At 73.3% G+C, this 18,461-nt stretch carries 23 protein-coding genes and 1 riboswitch; of the genes, 3 read left to right on the plus strand and 20 right to left on the minus strand.

From position 1 onward, the window contains the following. Nucleotides 1-15 precede the first annotated feature (15 nt). The 10 genes from AB0R04_RS19555 to rpmB all read right to left on the minus strand — a co-directional run bounded on the left by AB0R04_RS19555 (nt 16) and on the right by rpmB (nt 6,539). Nucleotides 16-957 (minus strand): hypothetical protein, encoded by a 942-nt coding sequence (locus tag AB0R04_RS19555; protein WP_363372730.1) that lies wholly within the window; start codon nt 955-957, stop codon nt 16-18. Nucleotides 958-1,087: 130 nt separating this feature from the next. Then, complete coding sequence (locus AB0R04_RS19560) at nt 1,088-1,915, minus strand: thioesterase family protein (protein ID WP_363372733.1); 828 nt, start codon at nt 1,913-1,915, stop codon at nt 1,088-1,090. Between the two features lie 160 nt (nt 1,916-2,075). Beyond that, nucleotides 2,076-2,513 (minus strand): transcription antitermination factor NusB, encoded by a 438-nt coding sequence (gene nusB, locus AB0R04_RS19565; protein WP_063346766.1) that lies wholly within the window; start codon nt 2,511-2,513, stop codon nt 2,076-2,078. Nucleotides 2,514-2,517: 4 nt separating this feature from the next. Continuing rightward, nucleotides 2,518-3,081, minus strand: a complete 564-nt coding sequence (gene efp / locus AB0R04_RS19570; protein WP_063346767.1) for an elongation factor P — start codon at nt 3,079-3,081, stop codon at nt 2,518-2,520. 79 nt (nt 3,082-3,160) lie between these two features. Then, nucleotides 3,161-4,267: an aminopeptidase P family protein gene (locus tag AB0R04_RS19575; protein WP_363372736.1), complete on the minus strand. Its 1,107-nt coding sequence runs from the start codon at nt 4,265-4,267 to the stop codon at nt 3,161-3,163. A gap of 90 nt (nt 4,268-4,357) precedes the next feature. Beyond that, a complete protein-coding gene (gene rpmF, locus AB0R04_RS19580) occupies nt 4,358-4,531 on the minus strand; it encodes a 50S ribosomal protein L32 (protein ID WP_363372739.1) in 174 nt (57 codons plus the stop codon). 45 nt (nt 4,532-4,576) lie between these two features. After that, nucleotides 4,577-4,813 (minus strand): 30S ribosomal protein S18, encoded by a 237-nt coding sequence (rpsR, locus tag AB0R04_RS19585; RefSeq protein ID WP_363372741.1) that lies wholly within the window; start codon nt 4,811-4,813, stop codon nt 4,577-4,579. A gap of 12 nt (nt 4,814-4,825) precedes the next feature. Continuing rightward, the gene (locus tag AB0R04_RS19590; RefSeq protein WP_363372742.1) at nt 4,826-6,001 is read right to left on the minus strand and encodes a GTP-binding protein; all 1,176 of its coding nucleotides are present in this window, start codon (nt 5,999-6,001) and stop codon (nt 4,826-4,828) included. Beyond that, the gene (rpsN, locus tag AB0R04_RS19595; RefSeq protein ID WP_063346772.1) at nt 5,998-6,303 is read right to left on the minus strand and encodes a 30S ribosomal protein S14; all 306 of its coding nucleotides are present in this window, start codon (nt 6,301-6,303) and stop codon (nt 5,998-6,000) included. The genes AB0R04_RS19590 and rpsN overlap by 4 nt, the downstream gene beginning before the upstream one ends. Further along, the gene (gene rpmB, locus AB0R04_RS19600) at nt 6,303-6,539 is read right to left on the minus strand and encodes a 50S ribosomal protein L28 (RefSeq protein ID WP_350877850.1); all 237 of its coding nucleotides are present in this window, start codon (nt 6,537-6,539) and stop codon (nt 6,303-6,305) included. The genes rpsN and rpmB overlap by 1 nt, the downstream gene beginning before the upstream one ends. 149 nt (nt 6,540-6,688) lie before the next feature. Here rpmB and rpmG point away from each other — a divergent pair, with 149 nt between their 5' ends. Beyond that, the gene (gene rpmG / locus AB0R04_RS19605; protein ID WP_344629941.1) at nt 6,689-6,853 is read left to right on the plus strand and encodes a 50S ribosomal protein L33; all 165 of its coding nucleotides are present in this window, start codon (nt 6,689-6,691) and stop codon (nt 6,851-6,853) included. 149 nt (nt 6,854-7,002) lie between these two features. Here rpmG and AB0R04_RS19610 read toward each other — a convergent pair whose 3' ends face one another. Beyond that, entirely contained in the window at nt 7,003-8,115 is a 1,113-nt protein-coding gene (locus tag AB0R04_RS19610; RefSeq protein ID WP_063346775.1) for a HoxN/HupN/NixA family nickel/cobalt transporter, read from the minus strand. Nucleotides 8,116-8,144: 29 nt separating this feature from the next. Next, a riboswitch (cobalamin riboswitch) is annotated at nt 8,145-8,359 on the minus strand. A gap of 81 nt (nt 8,360-8,440) precedes the next feature. Here AB0R04_RS19610 and AB0R04_RS19615 point away from each other — a divergent pair. Then, nucleotides 8,441-8,824 carry a metalloregulator ArsR/SmtB family transcription factor gene (locus AB0R04_RS19615; protein ID WP_363372745.1) on the plus strand — a complete coding sequence of 128 codons (384 nt, stop codon included), beginning with the start codon at nt 8,441-8,443 and terminating at the stop codon, nt 8,822-8,824. A 19-nt stretch (nt 8,825-8,843) separates the two neighbouring features. On the opposite strand, the gene AB0R04_RS19620 is transcribed toward AB0R04_RS19615, so the two are convergent. From AB0R04_RS19620 to mltG (AB0R04_RS19655), 8 genes are all read right to left on the minus strand, one after another. Then, nucleotides 8,844-9,653: a DNA-formamidopyrimidine glycosylase family protein gene (locus AB0R04_RS19620; RefSeq protein ID WP_363372746.1), complete on the minus strand. Its 810-nt coding sequence runs from the start codon at nt 9,651-9,653 to the stop codon at nt 8,844-8,846. A gap of 80 nt (nt 9,654-9,733) precedes the next feature. Next, nucleotides 9,734-10,534, minus strand: coding sequence for an AAA family ATPase (locus AB0R04_RS19625; protein WP_363372890.1), 801 nt, complete (start codon nt 10,532-10,534; stop codon nt 9,734-9,736). 175 nt (nt 10,535-10,709) lie between these two features. Next, on the minus strand, nt 10,710-11,138 hold the full coding sequence (aroQ, locus tag AB0R04_RS19630) for a type II 3-dehydroquinate dehydratase (RefSeq protein WP_063350970.1): 429 nt from the start codon (nt 11,136-11,138) through the stop codon (nt 10,710-10,712). Between the two features lie 8 nt (nt 11,139-11,146). Next, nucleotides 11,147-12,238 carry a 3-dehydroquinate synthase gene (aroB, locus tag AB0R04_RS19635; RefSeq protein ID WP_063346779.1) on the minus strand — a complete coding sequence of 364 codons (1,092 nt, stop codon included), beginning with the start codon at nt 12,236-12,238 and terminating at the stop codon, nt 11,147-11,149. Then, nucleotides 12,231-12,752 (minus strand): shikimate kinase, encoded by a 522-nt coding sequence (locus AB0R04_RS19640; protein ID WP_363372747.1) that lies wholly within the window; start codon nt 12,750-12,752, stop codon nt 12,231-12,233. The genes aroB and AB0R04_RS19640 overlap by 8 nt, the downstream gene beginning before the upstream one ends. Then, nucleotides 12,749-13,933 carry a chorismate synthase gene (gene aroC / locus AB0R04_RS19645; protein ID WP_107452826.1) on the minus strand — a complete coding sequence of 395 codons (1,185 nt, stop codon included), beginning with the start codon at nt 13,931-13,933 and terminating at the stop codon, nt 12,749-12,751. The genes AB0R04_RS19640 and aroC overlap by 4 nt, the downstream gene beginning before the upstream one ends. Nucleotides 13,934-14,142: 209 nt before the next feature. Next, the gene (locus tag AB0R04_RS19650) at nt 14,143-14,973 is read right to left on the minus strand and encodes a shikimate dehydrogenase (RefSeq protein WP_363372750.1); all 831 of its coding nucleotides are present in this window, start codon (nt 14,971-14,973) and stop codon (nt 14,143-14,145) included. Between the two features lie 34 nt (nt 14,974-15,007). Next, on the minus strand, nt 15,008-16,525 hold the full coding sequence (mltG, locus tag AB0R04_RS19655; protein WP_363372752.1) for an endolytic transglycosylase MltG: 1,518 nt from the start codon (nt 16,523-16,525) through the stop codon (nt 15,008-15,010). Between mltG (AB0R04_RS19655) and AB0R04_RS19660 the strand changes: the two genes are divergently transcribed. Further along, nucleotides 16,466-16,990 carry a hypothetical protein gene (locus AB0R04_RS19660; RefSeq protein WP_363372755.1) on the plus strand — a complete coding sequence of 175 codons (525 nt, stop codon included), beginning with the start codon at nt 16,466-16,468 and terminating at the stop codon, nt 16,988-16,990. The genes mltG (AB0R04_RS19655) and AB0R04_RS19660 overlap by 60 nt on opposite strands. A 160-nt stretch (nt 16,991-17,150) precedes the next feature. Here the strand turns inward: AB0R04_RS19660 and mltG (AB0R04_RS19665) are convergent, their stop codons facing one another. Then, complete coding sequence (gene mltG, locus AB0R04_RS19665; RefSeq protein WP_363372756.1) at nt 17,151-18,413, minus strand: endolytic transglycosylase MltG; 1,263 nt, start codon at nt 18,411-18,413, stop codon at nt 17,151-17,153. Between the last annotated feature and the right edge of the window lie 48 nt (nt 18,414-18,461).

Genomic DNA, 18,461 nt, shown 5'->3' on the forward strand with positions numbered 1-18,461 from the left:
GCGTCCACGGCCGGCTCAGCAGACCGTCCCCAGGCTGTAGCCGGGCTGCGCCGCCACGCCGTCCAGCCGCACCGGCCCGGCAGCCGGCGCCCAGTCCTGCCCGCCGCTCGACCAGGCCCAGGAGGCCGGCAGGAAGTGCTCGTCAGCGGCCCCGCCACGGGCGCCGCCCGCCGCCACCGAGCCCTGCGAGCCGTGCAGCACCGCCACCCCCGGCAGCTCCAGCGCCAATCCGGCGCACAGCACCGCACAGACCAGCTCCAGGTCCTCGTCGTTGATCCGGACCACGCCGTCCTCCCACTGCAGCACCCGGGCCGCCGCGGTCAGCCGCCCGCCCGGCGCGTCCACCCGCAGCCGCAGCTCGTACACCCCGGCGCCCGCACCGACCAGCATCCGGCGGAACACCTCGGCGCCGCGCTGGCGGGCGGCGCGCACCCAGCGGGTGTGCTCCTCGTCGACCTCGCCCGCGGCCCCGGACAGGCCGCCGTCCAGCAGCAGGTCGGCGTGGCAGAGCGTCAGCCCGTTCTCCCGGGCCCGGACCAGGCGCGGCACGAAGTCCCCGGCCAGTTCCTCGCCCTGATAGGCCAACAGCTGGGTCTGCAACGGCGGATTGACCAGGTAGCGGTCGCGGGCGAGCGGCTCGGCCGGGTCCAGCCCGTGCAGCACGCAGAACTCCGCGAAGTCCTGCGGGTGGAACATCCGGGCCCGCACGGTGTCGAAGCGCTCCAGGGCGTCGGCCAGCAGCTCGGCGGTCTCGGCCAGGTAGTGCTCGTGGTCGGCGGCGTTCGACAGCCCCCAGGCGCGGGCCCGGGCGAAATCGGCCGCGCTGGTCAGGATCCCGATGACGAACGCCTGCTCGGCCCCCTCGACCCGCCGCCGCTGGTGCGGCGCCCGCACCGTGGGTCGCGGGCCGCCGGCGGTGCAGTCGGAGTTGCGGCGGGCGCGGCCACTATGGCTCATCGAATGGCTCCTGGCGTCGGCAGGTGACGGTCAGCGGCCGGCTCGCCGCTGACCGTCTATCTCCCCATCCGCGCGCGCCGCACACGTACGGCGTGTCACAGGAATGTAACCGACGGTAAGACGATGTGATTCACGCCTTCCGCGGCACCCGGGCCAGCTGGCGGGACTGCGCGACCAGGCGGCCGGACTCGTCCCAGACCTCGGCGTCCTCCTCGAAGTACCCGCCGGCCACGTTGCGGGTGGCGTGCGTGACCCGCAGCCAGCCCGGGACCGGCCTGGCCCGCAGGTGGACGGTCAGTTCGACGGTCGGGGCCCAGCCGGGCATGCCCAGGTCGAAGGTCACCGGCGGCAGCGCGTCGGCGACCAGCAGGAGCAGCAGCGGGTCGGGATCGCGGCCGTCGGCGAGCCGGAACCAGCCCTGGATCCGCCCGTTGCCGGACGGCTGCCCGAGCGCCCAGCCGATGGTGGCCGGGTCCAGCCGCAGGTCGAAGCGCTCCAGCAGTTCGGCCTGGGCGATCAGCTCCCGGGGCGCGTGCTCGACGCCGATGCACTGGTCCGGCGGCGGCAGCTGCGGCGGCAGGGCGCTGGTGCGCAACTCGCCGTCGGCGGTGGAGAGGTCGCCGTGGCTGGCGACCACCCGCAGCCGCTCCACGCCGTCCTGGCTGAGCGAGGCGGTGCCGGTGGAGAGCCCGCGGCCGGTGCGCAGCACCTCGGTGCGGACGGTGGCCGGGCCGGGCGTGGAGGCGGACAGGTAGTAACCACTGATCGACACCGGGTCGGGGTGGTCGCCGTGCTCCAGCGACAGCGCGTGTCCGGCGACGGCGAGCAGCAGCCCGCCGTTGACCCCGCCGCCGATCTGCCAGCCGGCACCGAGTTCGGCCTCGTAGCGGCCGGGCTCGTCAGGGTGCCGGGTCAGGGCGATGCCCTGGTCGAACTCGCTGCGGGTCGCGGTGGTCATGGGGGGTGGCCTGCCCTTCACTGCGGGTTTCCGAACGCCAAGTTACTGGCGAGTAGGGCACCACCTTACGCCGCCCGGGTGAAACGCGCGACGGCCGCCGGACCCGGAATCCGGGTCCAGCGGCCGTTCTGCGGGTTTCACCGCCGCCGGTGGTCGGGACCTACCGGCGGATGCTCGGCTTCAGCTCCAGGAAGCGGGCGAGCAGACCGTTGACGAAGGCCGGGGAGTCGTCCGTGGAGAACTCCTTGGCGATCTCCACGGCCTCGTCCAGGACGACCGCGTCCGGGACGCCGTCCTCCCAGATCAGCTCGTAGGCGCCGAGCCGCAGGACGTTGCGGTCCACGATCGGCATCCGGTCGAGGGTCCAGCCCACCGCGTACTGCGAGATCAGGTCGTCGATCCGGCGAGCGTGCTGGACGTACCCCTCGATCAACTCCATGGTGTACTCGCCGACCTGCGGGGTGCCCTCGTCGGGCTTCGGCTCGCGGGCGCGGGCCACCCAGTCCGCGAGGACCCGCTGCGGGTCGACCCCGCGGTGGTCGGCCTCGAAGAGGATCTGGAAGGCCCGGGTACGGGCCTTGCTACGTGCGGCCGACACGGACTTACTTCACCCGGCCGAGGTAGCCGCCGTCGCGGGTGTCGACCTTGATCTTCTCGCCGGTGACGATGAAGAGCGGCACGGCGATCTCGGCGCCGGTCTCCAGCGTGGCCGGCTTGGAGCCGCCGGTGGAGCGGTCGCCCTGGACGCCCGGCTCGGTGTGGGAGATCAGCAGCTCGACGGAGGCCGGGAGCTCGATGTACAGGGGGGCACCCTCGTACATGGCGACCAGGGCCTCGAAGCCCTCCAGCAGGTACTTGGAGGCGTCGCCGACGACGGCCGGCTCGACCACGATCTGGTCGTAGGTGTCCGTGTCCATGAACACGAAGTTCTCGCCGTCCTTGTACGAGAACTGCATGCCGCGCTTGTCGACGTTGGCGGTCTCGACCTTGGTGCCGGCGTTGAAGGTCTTGTCGACGACCTTGCCGGTCAGGACCTCCTTGAGCTTCGTGCGCACGAAGGCCGGGCCCTTGCCGGGCTTGACGTGCTGGAACTCGACGACGGACCAGAGCTTGCCGCCCTCCAGCTTGAGGACCATGCCGTTCTTGAGATCGTTCGTGGAAGCCACGGGCGCACTTACTCCTGGATATAGCTGTCAAGGAACCAAGGCTTGCGTCCTGCCGCCGACGGCCGACGGGCGGCCGCGGTCACAGGGCGAGGAGCTCCTTGGTGGTGATGGTGAGCAGCTCGGGCCCGCCCTCCTCTGGGGGGCGCACCACGAGCGTGTCCTCGATCCGGACACCGCCTTTGCCCGGGAGGTGGACCCCTGGGCCGACGGTGACCGGCACGCGGCTGTCCAGTTTACCCATGTCCGACGGACCGAGGCGCGGCGCCTCCCGGATCTCCAGCCCGATGCCGTGGCCCACCGGGTGCGGGGAGGTCTCGGTGTGGCCGGCCGCCTCCAGGATCTGCCGCGCGGCCCGGTCGGGCACGTACTGCTCCACGCCCGGTCCGAGCGCCTCCCGGCCGGCCCGCTGGGCCCGGAACACCAGCCGGTGCAGCTCCACCTGCCAGGGCGCGGGGGCGGCGCCGATCACGAAGGTCCGGGCGGTGGAGACGCCGTAGCCCCGGTACTGGGCGCCCATCACCACGGTGAGGAAGTCGCCCTCCTCCACCCGGCGGTCGGTCGGCTGGTGGGCGGGCCGGCCGGAGTGGCTGCCGGTGCCGACGGACACCGGGTAGGCCGCCCGGTCCGCGCCGTGGTCGATCATCCGGCGTTCCAGCTCCATCGCCAGGTGCCGTTCGGTACGGCCGACCAGGATCGACTCCAGCAGTTCGCCGAGCGCCTGGTCGGCGATCTCGGCGGCGATCCGCAGGTCGGCGATCTCGTGCTCGTCCTTGACCACCCGCAGCCGCTCGACCACCTGCGCCAGGTCGGCCAGCCGGGCCCCCTCCGCCAGGCTCGCCACCGCGCGGTGGCGGCTGACGGTCAGGTCGTGCTCCTCCACCGCGAGGTCCGCCACGCCCAGTCGCGCGGCGGCGGCGGCCGCCGCCAGGGCGGTGTCCGCCGCGGCCGCCACCGGCACCTGGGTGACGTCCGGCGCGATCAGGTGCTCCCCGGTGTCGTCCGCCGGCAGATCGTCCGGCACTGCCAGCAGCACCCGCTCCCGGGTCAGCAGCAGCGTCGCCCCGCAGGGCGCGCAGCCCGTCAGATACCGCACGTTCGCCGCCCGGGTGATCAGCGCCGCATCGGCCCCGGCCGCACTGCAGTGCTCCCTCACCCGCTCCCGCCGACCCGCGTACGCATCAGACATGCGTCGAGCCTACGAACCCCCACCCCGATCCGCCCGCCGAGCACCCCCGACAGGGCGCGCTCCCGCCCCCGCACGCCCTCTTTGTGGTCGCTACGCCCCCTCCGGGTCGATCAGGCCACGGCGGTAGGCGGGGACCAGGTTCTGGGGGACGAGCATTTCGCGGCCGTTGAGGGTGATCGGGACGAGCTTCGGGGCCTTGCCCTTCCACTGGGCCCGGCGGTGCCGGGTGTTGCTGCGGGACGTCTTGCGCTTGGGGACGGCCATCGGGGGCTCCTTGTCGGGTGGTGGCGGTGGTGGCGGTGGGGACGGCTACCGGGTGGTGCCGGCGGCGTACGGGAGGAGGGCCATCTCGCGGGCGTTCTTGACGGCCCTGGCCACGGCGCGCTGCTGCTGGGCGGTGAGCCGGGTGACGCGGCGGCTCCGGATCTTGCCGCGGTCGGAGACGAAGCGCCGCAGCAGGTCGGTGTCCTTGTAGTCGATGTACTCGACGCCGGCCGCGAACAGCGGGTTCGGCCGGTCCTTGGGCGGGTTCGGTCGCTTACGCACAGTGACGGCTCCTCAGTGAACGGGGTCGAGCAGGTCCCGGAAGGCGTCCGGCAGGGCCTTCCAGCCGGGTTCGCCGGCGGCGAGTTCGGCGTCGGTGAGCAGACAGGAGTCGAGCAGCCCGGTGACGCCGTCGACGTCCAGGCCCTCGGCGGTGAAGCTGAGCTGCTGCACCCGGTCGCCGTGCAGCGGGTGCCAGTCGAGGGCGGCGGCGGCCCGGCGGGCGGGCGGGTACAGCTCCCAGGCGGCGTCGGGCAGGGAGGTGAGCCAGGGCCCGCACTCCTCGACGGCGAGGTTGGCCCCGGCGGCGTCCCAGGCGAGCATCAGGTCGGGCCGGTTGGCCAGCCAGAAGCGGCCGCGGCTGCGCTGGGCGGCGGGCACGAGCAGTTCCAGCGCCCGGTGCAGCCGCTCGGGGTGCAACGGGCGGCGGCGCTCCCAGACCAGCGTGGTGACGCCGGCCTCGTCGCTCTCCTGCGGGAGCAGCGCGATCGCCGGGTTGACCCGGTCGCGGGCGGCGGCGACGTCGAAGCCGCCGAGGGCGGCCCGGGTGAGCGCGCCGGTGCCGAGCCGGACGACCCGGGCGGTGGGGTGGAGCTGGCGGAGCAGCGCGAGCCCGGGCGCGTGCGCCGTCGCGCGCGGGACGGCGAGGGTGGTGGCGTACTCGACCTGGTGGGCGAGTGCCTCCGCGCGGGTCCGCTGGTCCTGGCGGGCGGTGTGCTCGCCGTGGTCCACCAGGTCGTCGGAGACGGAGAGTTCGCCGATCAGCCGGTCCGGGTCGACGGCCGTGACCACGCCCGCGAGTTCGACGGCGTCCTCCAGATGGCGGCCGCCCGCCTCTCCCCCGGCGATCACCTCGACGGCCGGGTGCGGGTCGCTGCCGCCCCACAGTTCGACGATCGCGAGTCCGTACCGGCCTTCGTCGGCGATCCGCAGCAGTCGCGGCAGCAGGTCCTCGCGCAGGGCGCAGCAGGGGCAGTCGTTCACCAGCGGGACGTCGGCGGCGTCGAACCCGCCTCCCGCGTCGCGCAGTTCGCGGTGGACGACGCCCTGCGAGGCCTCCCGCAGGTCGTGGTGGAGGACCACCGCGTCCACCGCGGCCGCGGCCAACTCCCAGACGGCGGCGCGGCGTTCGGCGGCGTGCAGGCCGGCCACGACCACCACGGGCAGCTTGATCCCGTCCACGCCGCTCACCAGCTGGCCTTGCGGACGCCGGGCAGGTGGCCGGCGTGGGCGTGGACGCGGAGGTTGACCCGGGAGAGGCCGAAGGCGCGCAGGTAGCCGCGGGGGCGGCCGTCGACGGCGTCGCGGTTGCGGATCCGGGTGGCGCTGGCGTCACGGGGCTGGCGGGCGAGTTCGGCCTGGGCGGCGGCGCGTTCGGCGGGGGCGGTGCCGGGGTGGGCGATGATCCGCTTGAGCTCGGCGCGGCGCTCGGCGTACCGGGCCACGACGGCGCGGCGCTGCTCGTTCTTGGCGATCTTGCTCTGCTTGGCCATCAGACCTTCCCCCCTCGGGCGCGGATGCGGGCGACGGCGGCCTCGATGCCGATCGTGTCGATGGTGCGGATGCCCTTGGCGCTGAGGGTGAGCCGGACGTACCGGCCCTCGCCGGGCAGCCAGTAGCGCTTGTGCTGGATGTTGGGGTCGAAGCGGCGGCGGGTGCGGCGGTGCGAGTGCGAGATCGCGTTGCCGAATCCGGGCCTGCGGCCGGTGAGTTGGCAGTGGGCGGACATGGGTGCTCCCTGGCGTCCGGGAATGGGCGGGACGGAGCTCACGCTACACCAGATGAAAATGACTTCCATTTCGGTGTACGGTTTCGCCCCGGCCCCGAACACCCCGCCAACCCGCCAACCCGCCAACCCGCCAACCCGGGAGGACACCCATGGCCCGCAATGAACTGCGCCCCGTCATCAAGCTCCGCTCCACCGCCGGCACCGGCTACACGTACGTGACCCGCAAGAACCGCCGCAACGACCCGGACCGGATGGTCCTGCGCAAGTACGACCCGGTCGCGCGCCGGCACGTCGACTTCCGCGAAGAGCGCTGAACCCCGCCCGCCCGAGCTGAACCCCGCACCGACGAGACGCCGACCGGCAGCGACCCGTACCGCCCCCCAGCGGCGAAACGGCGCCTCCCCCGGGATCCCGGGGGAGGCGCCGTCGCTGCTCGGTGCCGTCGCCGCTCGCAGCCGTGTCGCTACTCGGCGGCCACCCAGCGCTTCTCCACCCGGGCCAGCTTCCAGTAGGCGATCGCCGCGGCCCAGACCACCACGAACAGCCCGGCGATCGCGTAGCCGACGTTGTCCAGCGAGATGCCCGCGATCCAGCCGGTGACCGGGTCGGTCAGATCGAGCTTCTCGTGCAGCACGCCGACCAGCTCGATGGTGCCGATGACGAAGGCCACCGCGATCGACAGCCCGGTGATCGTCAGGTTGTAGTACACCTTCCGGACCGGGTTGGCGAAGGCCCACTGGTACGCGAAGTTCATGAACGTCCCGTCCAGGGTGTCGAACAGGCTCATCCCGGCCGCGAACAGCAGCGGCAGGCAGACGATCGCGTACCAGGGCAGCCCGGCCGCCGCGCCCGACCCGGCCATCACCATCAGGGTGACCTCGGTCGCGGTGTCGAAGCCCAGCCCCAGCACCATGCCCACCGGGAACATCTGCCCGGGCCGGGTGATCGAGCGGGTCGCCCGGTTCAGCACCCGGGCCATGAAGCCCCGCGAGTTGAGGTGCTCCTCCAACTGCGCCTCGTCGTACGACCCCGCCCGCATCGCCCGGAACACCTTGAGGATGCCGAGCAGCGCGGCCAGGTTGAGCGCGCCGATCAGGTAGAGGAACGCGCCGGAGGCCGTCGTGCCGACCATCCCGAGCCACTTGTGGGTGGTCGAGTCGTCGTCCATCAGCGTGCTGGCCAGCTGCGCGCCGCCCGCCACCAGGGCGGCCATCAGCACCACCATCGAGGAGTGCCCGAGGGCGAACCAGAAGCCGACCGAGACCGGCCGCTTGCCGTCCGCCATCAGCTTGCGGGTGGTGTTGTCGATCACCGCGATGTGGTCGGCGTCGAAGGCGTGCCGCATGCCGAGGGTGTACGCGGTGATCCCCAGGCCCACGCCGAAGACCTGGGTGCCGACCGCGTAGTTGTGGGGCGCGACCAGGAAGATGAGCGTCCCGAACGCCACCACGTGCATGGCCAGGATCACCCCCATCAGCCCGGCCGTGCGAACGGTGTCCTCGCGCTTCCAGCGGAACGTGGGCAGCACGGACGGTGTCGCCGGCGCCTCGGCGGCGGCGGTTTCGGGCAGGGTCATTCGGGTCACGCTCCAGCACCTCGTGGAAACACTTCGTGAGATGCCGTGGCCGGTCTCCTGGCTTACGGGGGTCCCGTACCCGCCTTCCCAGGTGCGCGAGGCTCCCAGTGGCGTCGTGGGTACGGACGTCTCTCCATCGTCGACGATCACGATGGCCCGATCACAGTGGCGAGGGCCGCTCCGGACTGGGACCCCTGAGGATCCGTCACCGGTCTTCCCGAGCACCACGGCGGGGAACACCGTAGGGGCCAGGACCCACCCTTGCAAGGCTGCGCACCTGCGCAGGTGTCCAGGATCACAGGCCCCCTCCTGCAACAATGTGCGCATGCATCTCGTACCGGCCGACCGCGCGGGCCACCGCACCATCGACGGACACCGGGTCTGCGAGGCCATCGCCGCGATCGGCGACCCCGCCCACGTCCGCACCTGGGCCGAGCGGTTCTCCCTGCTCGCCGACCCCGGGCGGCTCGCCCTCCTGCTCGCCCTCCACCGGGCCGGCCCGCTCGCCGTCTCCGACCTCGCCGTCGCCACCGGCATGCGCGACCCCGCCGTGTCCCAGGCTCTGCGACTGCTCCGCACCGCGGGCGTGGTCACCGGGGACAAGGACGGGAGGGTCGTGCGCTACCGGCTCGTGGACGAGGCCATGCGCCCCCTCCTCGACGCGTGCGCCGCCGCCGAACACCACGAGCCCACCGCGGCCTTCGGCTGACCAGCCGGACAGGGCCTGGTCAGGCCGCCTGGCAGGCGGGGCACCAGAAGAGGTTGCGCGCGGCGTGCTGCTCCGTCCGGACGTCGGTGCCGCAGACCAGGCAGGGCATCGCGGCCCGCCGGTAGACGTACACCTCGCCGCCGTGGTCGTCGACGCGCGGCGGGCGGCCCATCGCCTCGGGGGTGTGCTCGGGGCGGACGGTGTCGATCCGGCCCGCGCCGACGCCCTCGCGCATCAGGGCGACCAGGTCGGCCCAGATCGCGTCCCACTCGCCCCGGGTGAGGTCGCGACCGGCGCGGTACGGGTCGATCCCGTGGCGGAACAGCACCTCGGCCCGGTAGACGTTGCCCACCCCGGCCAGCACCTTCTGGTCCATCAGCAGCGCGGCGACGGTCGTCCGGCTGGCCGATATCCGGCGCCAGGCGGCCTGCGGGTCGGCGTCGGCGCGCAGCGGGTCGGGGCCCAGCCGGGCGGCGACGGCGGCCTTCTCCGCGCCGGTGACCAGCGCGCAGGTGTTGGGGCCGCGCAGATCGGCGTAGCCGTCGTCGTTGGCCAGCCGCAGCCGGACCAGGCCGACCGGCTCGGGCGCGGGCCCGGTGCCGAAGGCGAAGCCGCCGTAGAGGCCGAGGTGGACGTGCACCCAGCCGCCCTCCTCGAAGCCGAGGAACAGGTGCTTGCCGACGGCTTCGGCCGCGGTGAGCAGCTGCCCGTCGATGGCCTTGGCCTCGTCGGCGAACCGGCCCTGCGGGCTGGACACCTCGACCGGGCGGCCGCCGAAGGCCTTCCGGTTCTCGGCGGCGAGGCGGTGGATGATGTGGCCTTCCGGCACGGGCGTCAGCTCCCCCGGGGTGGTTCGACAGGACCCGCACATCATCGCAGTCGGCACCGACAGCGCCGGATCGTCGCAGGTCAGCGGACCGGCATGCCCATCAGCCGGGCCAGGATGACGCGGTCCAGCTCGGCGGCGGTGCCGGCCACGTCCAGGTACGAGTTGTCGATGATCGGCAGCCCGGAGTTGTACCAGCCGGCCATCCGGCCGTGGATCCGCGCCACCTCCTCGTCACCGAGCCGCCGGGTGCCGCCGCGCCGGGCGTTGCGGTGCAGCACGGAGTCCAGGCTGGGCAGTAGCACGACCGGGATCATGCCGGGGCCGATGTGCCGCTTCCAGCCGCCGAGGCCGATGGCCGGGCGGTCCGGGAAGACGGCGTCGTCGATGATGCAGGAGATGCCGTTGGCGAGGTAGTTGCGGCAGGCGAAGCCGCAGGTGCGGCGGGCCAGCCGGTACTGCGCCTCGGAGGCGTTGTTCCAGCCGGACTGCGGGTTGGCGAAGCCGGACTGCACCCACTCGCGGACGTCGTCCAGGCTGATGTGCGCGGTCGGGCTGGGCCGGCGCTCGGCCCAGTACCGGGCGACGGTGGTCTTGCCCGCCCCGGCCGGGCCGATCAGCAGGACGGCGATCGGACTGGCGGGCGCGTGCCGCTGCGGCGGGTGGGCGGGGAGTTGCACGGGCGCGCCGGAGGGCAGCACGAAGTGCCCGGTGGCCCCGACGGGGACCGGCGCACTGGGCGCGGGCGCAGGTGCGGCCGGAGCGGGCGCGAGAACAGGAGCCGGAACGGGCGGCACGGGAGCAGGCGGCACCGGAACGAGCGGCACCGGAGCGGCCGGAGCCGGCGGCGCAGCGGCGGGAACAGGAGCCGGAGCGGGCGGCACCGGCGGCGGCGCGGCGGCCCCCGACGGCTGCGGCCCCGGCGGAGCGGCGGGACGCGGCGGGACGTGCCCACCCCCGGCGTACTGCGTCACGGTCACCTCCCGACACCTCTCAGCGGGGAGACTACACGGCGGCCCGGCGGCGGGCACAGTCCGCCGCCGGGCCGCTGACCAGGCGTCAGCGCGTGGTGAGTTGCTCGGCCAGGGCGCGCAGGGCCAGCTCGTACGAGCCGAGCCCGAATCCCGCGATGGTGCCGGAGGCCACCGCGGCGATCACCGAGGTGTGCCGGAAGGTCTCCCGGGCGTACGGGTTGGAGATGTGCACCTCGATCAGCGGCGCGGTGCGCTGCGAGGCGGCGTCCCGCATCGCGTACGAGTAGTGCGTGAACGCGCCCGGGTTGATCACCACGGGCACCTTGCCGTCGGCCGCCTCGTGCAGCCACTCCACCATCTGCTGCTCGGAGTTGGTCTCGTGCACCTCGACCTCGAAGCCGAACTCCTTGCCGAGCGCGGTGCAGCGCTCGACCAGCCCGGCGTAGGAGGTGGCGCCGTAGACGTCCGGCTCGCGGCTGCCGAGCCGCCCGAGGTTGGGGCCGTTGAGCACCATGACCCTGGTCACGCCGAGACCTCCGCGTAGGCGGCGACCAGCAGGGACGGGTCGGGGCCCTCCAGGACGGAGGTCTTGCCGAGGCCGTCCAGGACGATGAAGCGGATCAGGTCGCCGCGCGACTTCTTGTCGATCTTCATGGCGTCCAGCAGCTTCGGCCAGGCGTCCGCCTGGTAGCGCAGCGGCAGCCCGACGGAGGCCAGCACGGTGCGGTGCCGGTCGGCCGTCTCGTCGTCCAACCGGCCTGCCAGGCGGCCGAGTTCGGCGGCGAAGACCATGCCGATGGAGATCGCGGCGCCGTGCCGCCACTTGTAGCGCTCGTTGCGCTCGATGGCGTGGCCGAGGGTGTGGCCGTAGTTGAGGATCTCGCGCCGGCCGGACTCCTTGAGGTCCCCGGAGACCACGTCGGCCTTGACCTGGATGGCGCGGCGGATCAGCTCGACGGTGTGCCGGCCGTCCGGGGTCTTGGCGCCCTCCGGGTCGGCCTCGATCAGGTCGAGGATGGCCGGGTCGGCGATGAAGCCGCACTTGATGACCTCGGCGAGGCCGGAGACGTAGTCGTGCTTGGGCACGGTCGCCAGGGTGTCGAGGTCGGCCAGCACGCCCACCGGCGGGTGGAAGGCGCCGACCATGTTCTTGCCCTCGGCGATGTTGATGCCGGTCTTGCCGCCGACGGCCGCGTCGACCATGCCGAGCAGCGTGGTGGGCATGGAGATCCAGCGGACGCCGCGCAGCCAGGTGGCGGCGACGAAGCCGGCCAGGTCGGTGGTGGCGCCGCCGCCGAGGCCGACGACGACGTCGCTGCGGGTGAAGCCGGTCTGCCCGAGCACCGACCAGCAGTACGCGGCGACCTCGGCGCTCTTGGCGTCCTCGGCGTTGGGCACCTGGAGCGCGATCGCCTCGTAGCCCTCGCCGAGCAGGTCCTCGCGGATGGCGTCGGCGGTGGCGGCCAGCGCCTCGGGGTGGATGATCGCGACCCGCTTGGCGCGGGTGCCGATCAGCGGCGCCAGCTCGCCGAGCAGCTGGTGCCCGATCAGCACGTCGTACGGGTCGTGGCCGGCGCTGCCGCCGACGTGAATCCTGACGATGGGGTCAGTCATGGGGGGTCTTCAGCTCCAGTGCTTCCAGTACGGCGTCCGCGACCTGCTCGGGGGTGCAGCCGGCGGTGTCGACGACGGCGGTGGCCACCTCCAGGTAGAGGGGCCGGCGGGCCTCCATCAGCTCGCGCCAGCGGGCCCGCGGGTTGATGGCCAGCAGCGGGCGCGGGGCGTCCAGGCCGACCCGCTTGACCGCGTCCGCCAGCGGGACCTCCAGGAAGACGACCGGCAGCTCGCGCAGCAGGGCGCGGGTGGCCTCGGCCATCACCGCGCCGCCGCCGAGCGCCAGGACGCCGTCGTGCTCCGTGGCGCCCGTGCGCACGGCCCGGACCTCCAGCTCGCGGAAGTGCGGCTCGCCCTCGTCGATGAAGATCTCCGGGATGGGCTTGCCGGCCAACGCCTCGATGTCGGCGTCGGTGTCCCGGAATCCGACGCCCAGGCGCTCGGCCAGGGCCCGCCCGACGGTGGACTTGCCACTGCCGGGCGGGCCGACCAGCACAACGACCGGAACGGTCATCGGATGATCAGGTTGTCGAGGTAGCCCTGCACGTTGCGGCGGGTCTCGGAGACGTGGTCACCGCCGAACTTCTCGCTCACCGCGTCGGCCAGCACCAGCGCGACCATCGCCTCGGCGACGATCCCGGCGGCCGGCACGGCACAGACGTCCGAGCGCTGGTGGTGCGCCTTGGCCGGCTCGCCGGTGCGCACGTCCAGGGTCTGCAGCGCCCGCGGCACGGTGGCGATCGGCTTCATGGCGGCACGCACCCGCAGCACCTCGCCGGTGGTCAGGCCGCCCTCGGTGCCGCCGGAGCGGCCGGAGGTGCGCTTGACGCCCTCGGGGGTCGGGACGATCTCGTCGTGCGCCTGCGAGCCGGGCACCCGGGCCAGCTCGAAGCCGTCGCCGACCTCGACGCCCTTGATCGCCTGGATGCCCATCAGCGCGGCGGCCAGCCGGGCGTCCAGCCGGCGGTCCCAGTGCACGTGTGAGCCCAGACCCACCGGCACGCCGTACGCGAGCACCTCGACCACGCCGCCGAGGGTGTCGCCGTCCTTGTGGGCCTGGTCGATCTCGGCGACCATCGCCTTCGAGGCGTCGGCGTCCAGGCAGCGCACCGGGTCGGCGTCCAGCCGCGCCTCGTCCGAGGGCAGCGGCAGCACACCGGCCGGGGCCTTGGCGGCGGCCAGCTCCACCACGTGGCTGACGATCTCGATCCCGCAGGTCGCCTTCAGGTACGCGCGGGCGACGGCACCGAGCGCGACCCGGGCGGCCGTCTCACGGGCGCTGGCGCGCTCCAGGATCGGACGGGCCTCGTCGATCGAGTACTTCTGCATGCCGGCCAGGTCGGCGTGGCCGGGGCGGGGGCGGGTGAGCGCCTCGTTGCGGGCCAGACCGGCCAGCACCTCGGGGTCGACCGGGTCGGCCGACATGACCTGCTCCCACTTCGGCCACTCGGTGTTGCCGACCATGACCGCCACCGGGCTGCCCATGGTCTCGCCGTGCCGGACGCCGCCGAGGAACGTCACCTCGTCCTGCTCGAACTTCATCCGTGCGCCGCGACCGTAACCGAGCCGGCGGCGCGCCAGCGCGTCGGCCACCACCGCGGTGGTGACCGGTACACCGGCGGGCAGGCCCTCCAGCGTCGCGACGAGTGCGGGGCCGTGCGACTCCCCCGCCGTCAGCCAGCGCAACGTACCCAACGGAGCTCCTTCATCAGCGGACCGGCCACGGCACCTGCCGGGGCCCGCCCGGGCGTGCCTTTTCCCCTGAATCCTTTCACGTCCCGGCGGCACCCGGAGGCCCAGTCCGCGTGACGGACGGTGGTCGGTCAGTCGGCGGGACGGTGGTCGGCACGATTCCGGCCAGCCGGCCGGGCGGTGGCCGGCGCGATCCGGCCACCGGCGCGGGCTCAGCGCCCGGCGAGGGCCTTCTCGCCCGCCTCGCGCATCGCCGCCAGCGGCCCCGGCGCCCGCCCGGTGAAGGCCTCGCTCTGCAGCACCGCCTGGTGCACCAGCAGGTCCAGCCCGCCCAGGACGGTCGCCCCGCGCGCGGCGCAGGCGGCGGCCAGCGCCGTCGGCCACGGGTGGTACAGCACGTCGAACAGCGCCCCCGGCGCGGCGGGCAGCGCCCCGGCGAAGGCGTCGGTCGCACCGACCGGCGTGGTCGAGACGGTCAGCGGCCGCGCCAGCGCCTGCGCGCCGAGCTCCCAGTCGGCGGTGCGCACGGCGACGCCCAGCCGCTCGCCCAGCTCGGCCATCTCCCGGGCCCGCTCCGCGCTGCGCACGTAGACGGTCACCTCGCCCGTGCAGACCTGGGCCAGCGCCGCCAGCGCCGAGGAGGCGGTGGCCCCGGCACCCAGCACGGCCGCGGCCGGCACCTCGGTGATGCCGCGCTCGCGCAGCGCGTTCACCAGCCCGGGGACGTCGGTGTTGTCCCCGGTGCGCCGCCCGTCGGCGGTGAACACCACGGTGTTCACCGCGTCCACCGCGCGGGCCGTCGCGCTGACCTCGTCCAGCAGCGGGATGATCGCCCGCTTCAGCGGCATGGTCAGCGACAGCCCGGCCCACTCGGCCTCGTCCAGCCCGGCGAGGAAGCCGGGCAGGCCGGCCTCGTCGACCTCGAAGCGGTCGTAGCGCCAGCCGTCCAGCCCGAGCGCCGCGAAGGCGGCCCGGTGCAGGTCCGGCGAGAGCGAGTGGGCGATCGGCGAGCCGAGGACGGCGGCCCGGTGCTTGCTGGTCAACGCTGCTCCTCCGTGAACGGCGGTGCGGTGGCGGCTACTTGGTGGTGCAGTGGAGACCGACCTTGTCGAAGCCCTGGCCCGCCGCCCGGCAGTACGCCTCGACGTTGGCCGCATGCTCCTTGTCCGTCTCGGCGAACAGGGTCTTGGTCGGGGACATCGCGATGAAGTACAGCCACTTGCCGTCCGCCGGGTTGAGCACCGCCTTGAGCGCGTCGTCGCCGGGGTTGGAGATCGGCGTCGGCGGCAGGCCCGGGTTGATGTAGGTGTTGTACTTGTTGGACCCGTCGTTGATGTCCTTCTTGTCCAGGTCCTTGCGGCCCAGCGAGTACTGCAGCGTGGTGTCCATGCCGAGCGTGTGGCGCACGGAATCGCTCGCCAGCCGGTTCTGGATGGTCCTGGCCATCTTGCCGAAGTCCTCGACGTTGTTGCCCTCGCGCTGCAGGATGCTCGCCTCGATGACCACCTCGTACGCGTTCTTGAGGCCGGCCTTGGACGCGTCGGCGTCCAGGGTCGCGTACTTGTCGGTGGCGTTCTTCACCATCTGCTTGAGCAGGTCCTCGGGCTTCATGCCGTCGGCGATGTTGTACCGGGTCGGCCAGAGGAAGCCCTCGACGTTGCCGTTCGCGTACGCCGGCAGGCCGAGACTGCCGACCTGGGCCTTGGCGACACCCGCCGTGGTGCCCTGCGGCAGCTTCAGCTTCCCGTCGATCAGGGTGTAGATGTCGGCGGCGGTCTTGCCCTCGGGGATGACCAGCGCCGCACCGCCGGCCCCGTTGAGCAGTTCGCTCAGCGCGGTGGCGGCCGGCAGCTCCTTCTTCAGCGAGTAGAAGCCCGGCTGGATGTTCTTGCACTTCGGCTCGGCGTCGCAGGCCTTGCTGAAGGCGTCGACGCTCTTGACCACGCCGGCGCTCTTCAGCGCCAGGCCGATCTGACCGCCGACCGCACCCGACTTGACCTCGACCTGGACGGGGCTGCCGCCCTCGCCCGTGAAGTCCGGCGCCGGGCCGAAGTGGTCCTGGTAGAAGCCGTAGCCCCACCAGCCGGCCCCGCCCAGGGCGCCGACCAGCACCAGCGCGACCAGCAGGCAGGCCCCGCCGTTGCGGCGGCCGGACTTCTTGCCCTTCTCCTTGCGCTTCTTCTGCGCGTCGCGGGAGGAGTCCTCCTCGCCGAGGAAGCCCTCCTGTTCGGCGTGGCCGTCCTCGTCGCGGTACTCGGCGTCCTCGTGGTGGCCGTCCTCGTGACGGCCGTCCTCCTGGAAGCCGTCCGGGTGGCCGTCCCACTCGTCGGTCTCGGGCGCGTGCCCGCCGACCGGATCGGCGCCGGCCTCCAGCGCGGCGGCCTCGGCCTCCCAGTCGATGCCGTCCGGGCCGGGGCCGCTGACGGGCGCGGCCGGCTCGGGTTCCGGCGCCGCGCGACGCCGCCGCCCGGGCTGCGCGCCCTGCTGCGGGATACCCGGCTGCTGCTGCGCACCGGGTTGCTGAGGCTGCTGGGGTTGGTGGGGCTGCTGGGCCTGCTGGGCCTGCTGCGGGGACATCCCCTGCTGCTGCGCCATGCCCGGTTGCTGCTGACCGTCCGGGAACCCCTGCTGCTGGTACCCCTGCTGGGGCAGCTGCTGCTGGTACCCCTGCGGCGCCATCTGCTGCTGCTGTTGCTGCTGCGGGTACCCCTGCTGCGGCATCTGCTGCTGCGGGTAGCCCTGCTGCTGCGGCGGCATCTGCTGCTGCGGGTACTGCTGCTGCCCGCCCGGGAACCCCTGCTGCTGATACCCCTGCGGGTACCCCTGCTGCGGCATCTGCTGCTGCGGATACCCCTGCTGCTGCATGTCTCCGTACGGCTGCTGGACCGGCTCGCCCTGCTGCTGGGGATACTGCTGGACCGGCTCGCCCTGCTGGGGATACTGCTGCCACTGGCCGTCCTGCTGGCCGGGGACCGGCTGCTGGCCTCCGTACCCGGGGTCACCGGGGTGCCACGGCTCAGAGCCCTGGGGGCCGTAGCCCCGACCCAGATCGGTCATTGATCCCCTTAACCGACGAAGACGGCCGGAGGATCGGACCGGCCGTCCGGGACGCGGTCCCGGCTGATTCTCGAACCGGCGTGCTAGCGCAGCGCCTGGGAGGAGACGTTACCGTACCGCACACGTGCCCCCGGCAGGGCGGACGTGCCGTCAGTGCCCGACCTCACCAGCCCGCGCTCGGCTCGGGCTCCGGCGCCGCCGGCCCGAAGGCGGGGGCCGAGGCACCGGCCGAAGCCGACGACGAGGCCGAGGCGCCGGGCTTCGCCGACGCCCGGTTGGCGTTGAACTCGGCGACGTTGCGCTGCTGCACGTCGAAGCTGTCGGTGAAGCGGGTGTCCCCCGGTTTCACGGTGACGAAGTAGAGCCAGTCCCCCTGCGCCGGGTCCAGCGCCGCCATGATCGCCTGCCGCCCCGGGTTGGAGATCGGCGTGGGCGGCAGCCCCGGGTGCAGGTAGGTGTTGTACGGGGAGTCCAGCCGGGTGTCGGTGACGGTGGTGTTCAGGGTCGACCGGCCGAGCGCGTAGTTGATCGTGGAGTCGAGCTGCAGCGGCATGCCCTTGGCCAGCCGGTTGTAGATGACCCGCGCCACCTTGCCCATGTCCTCGTTGTTGTCGGCCTCGCCCTGGACCATGCTGGCCACGGTGACCAGCCCGTACAGGCTCTGCCCGAGGTTCTGCGCGACGACGTTCGCGTCGTCCCGGCTGAACTCCTTGCCGGCCCGCTCCACCATCTGTTTCAGCAGGTCGATCGCGGTGGTCCCGTCGGTGACGCTGTACGTCGCGGGGAAGAGGTAGCCCTCGGGGCTGCCCTTGGCGAAGTCCGGCAGGCCCAGTTCGGCGCCCTGCTCCTGGGCGGTGCGCTGGGTGGTGCCCTCCGGCAGACGCAGCTTGTGGTCGATGGCCACGTAGATCTGGTAGCCGCGCCAGCCCTCGGGGATGGTCAGCCCGTTGGCGTTGGCCGGGTCGATCAGCACGGTCAGCGCGGCCGCGGCCGACATCCGCTGCTTCAGGGTGTAGGTGCCGGGCTGGATCCGCCCGGCGGCCGCGGCACTGCCCTTGGCCGCCCGGGTGAAGGCGAGCGAGCTGGCCACCACCCCGTTGCGGACCAGGGTGGACGCGATCTGGGACAGGCCCGCGCCCTCCGGCACCGAGACCTGGACGCTGCCGGTGCCCTGCCCGTCGTAGTCGGCGGCGGCCGGGGGTTTGCGCTGCCCCTGGAACCAGGTGTACCCGGCGAGGCCCGCCCCGCCGAACACCGCGACCAGGGCGAGCGCGGTGAGCGCGCAGGCCAGTCCGTTACGCCGTCGGTGCGGATCGGGTGCATCGGAGCGCATGCGGGGCGCGCCCGGGGGCCGGCCCTCCGGCTCCAGCACCGGCGCACCCAGGTGCCCGGGCGTGAGCCCCGGGTGGAAGTCCTGGTCGGTCATGGCTCGCGTCCCCTCGGCAGTGCCGAAACGTTCGAAAGGGGTCCGTGC

It is taken from the genome of Kitasatospora sp. NPDC056731 (assembly GCF_040687675.1).
Lineage (GTDB): Bacteria > Actinomycetota > Actinomycetes > Streptomycetales > Streptomycetaceae > Kitasatospora.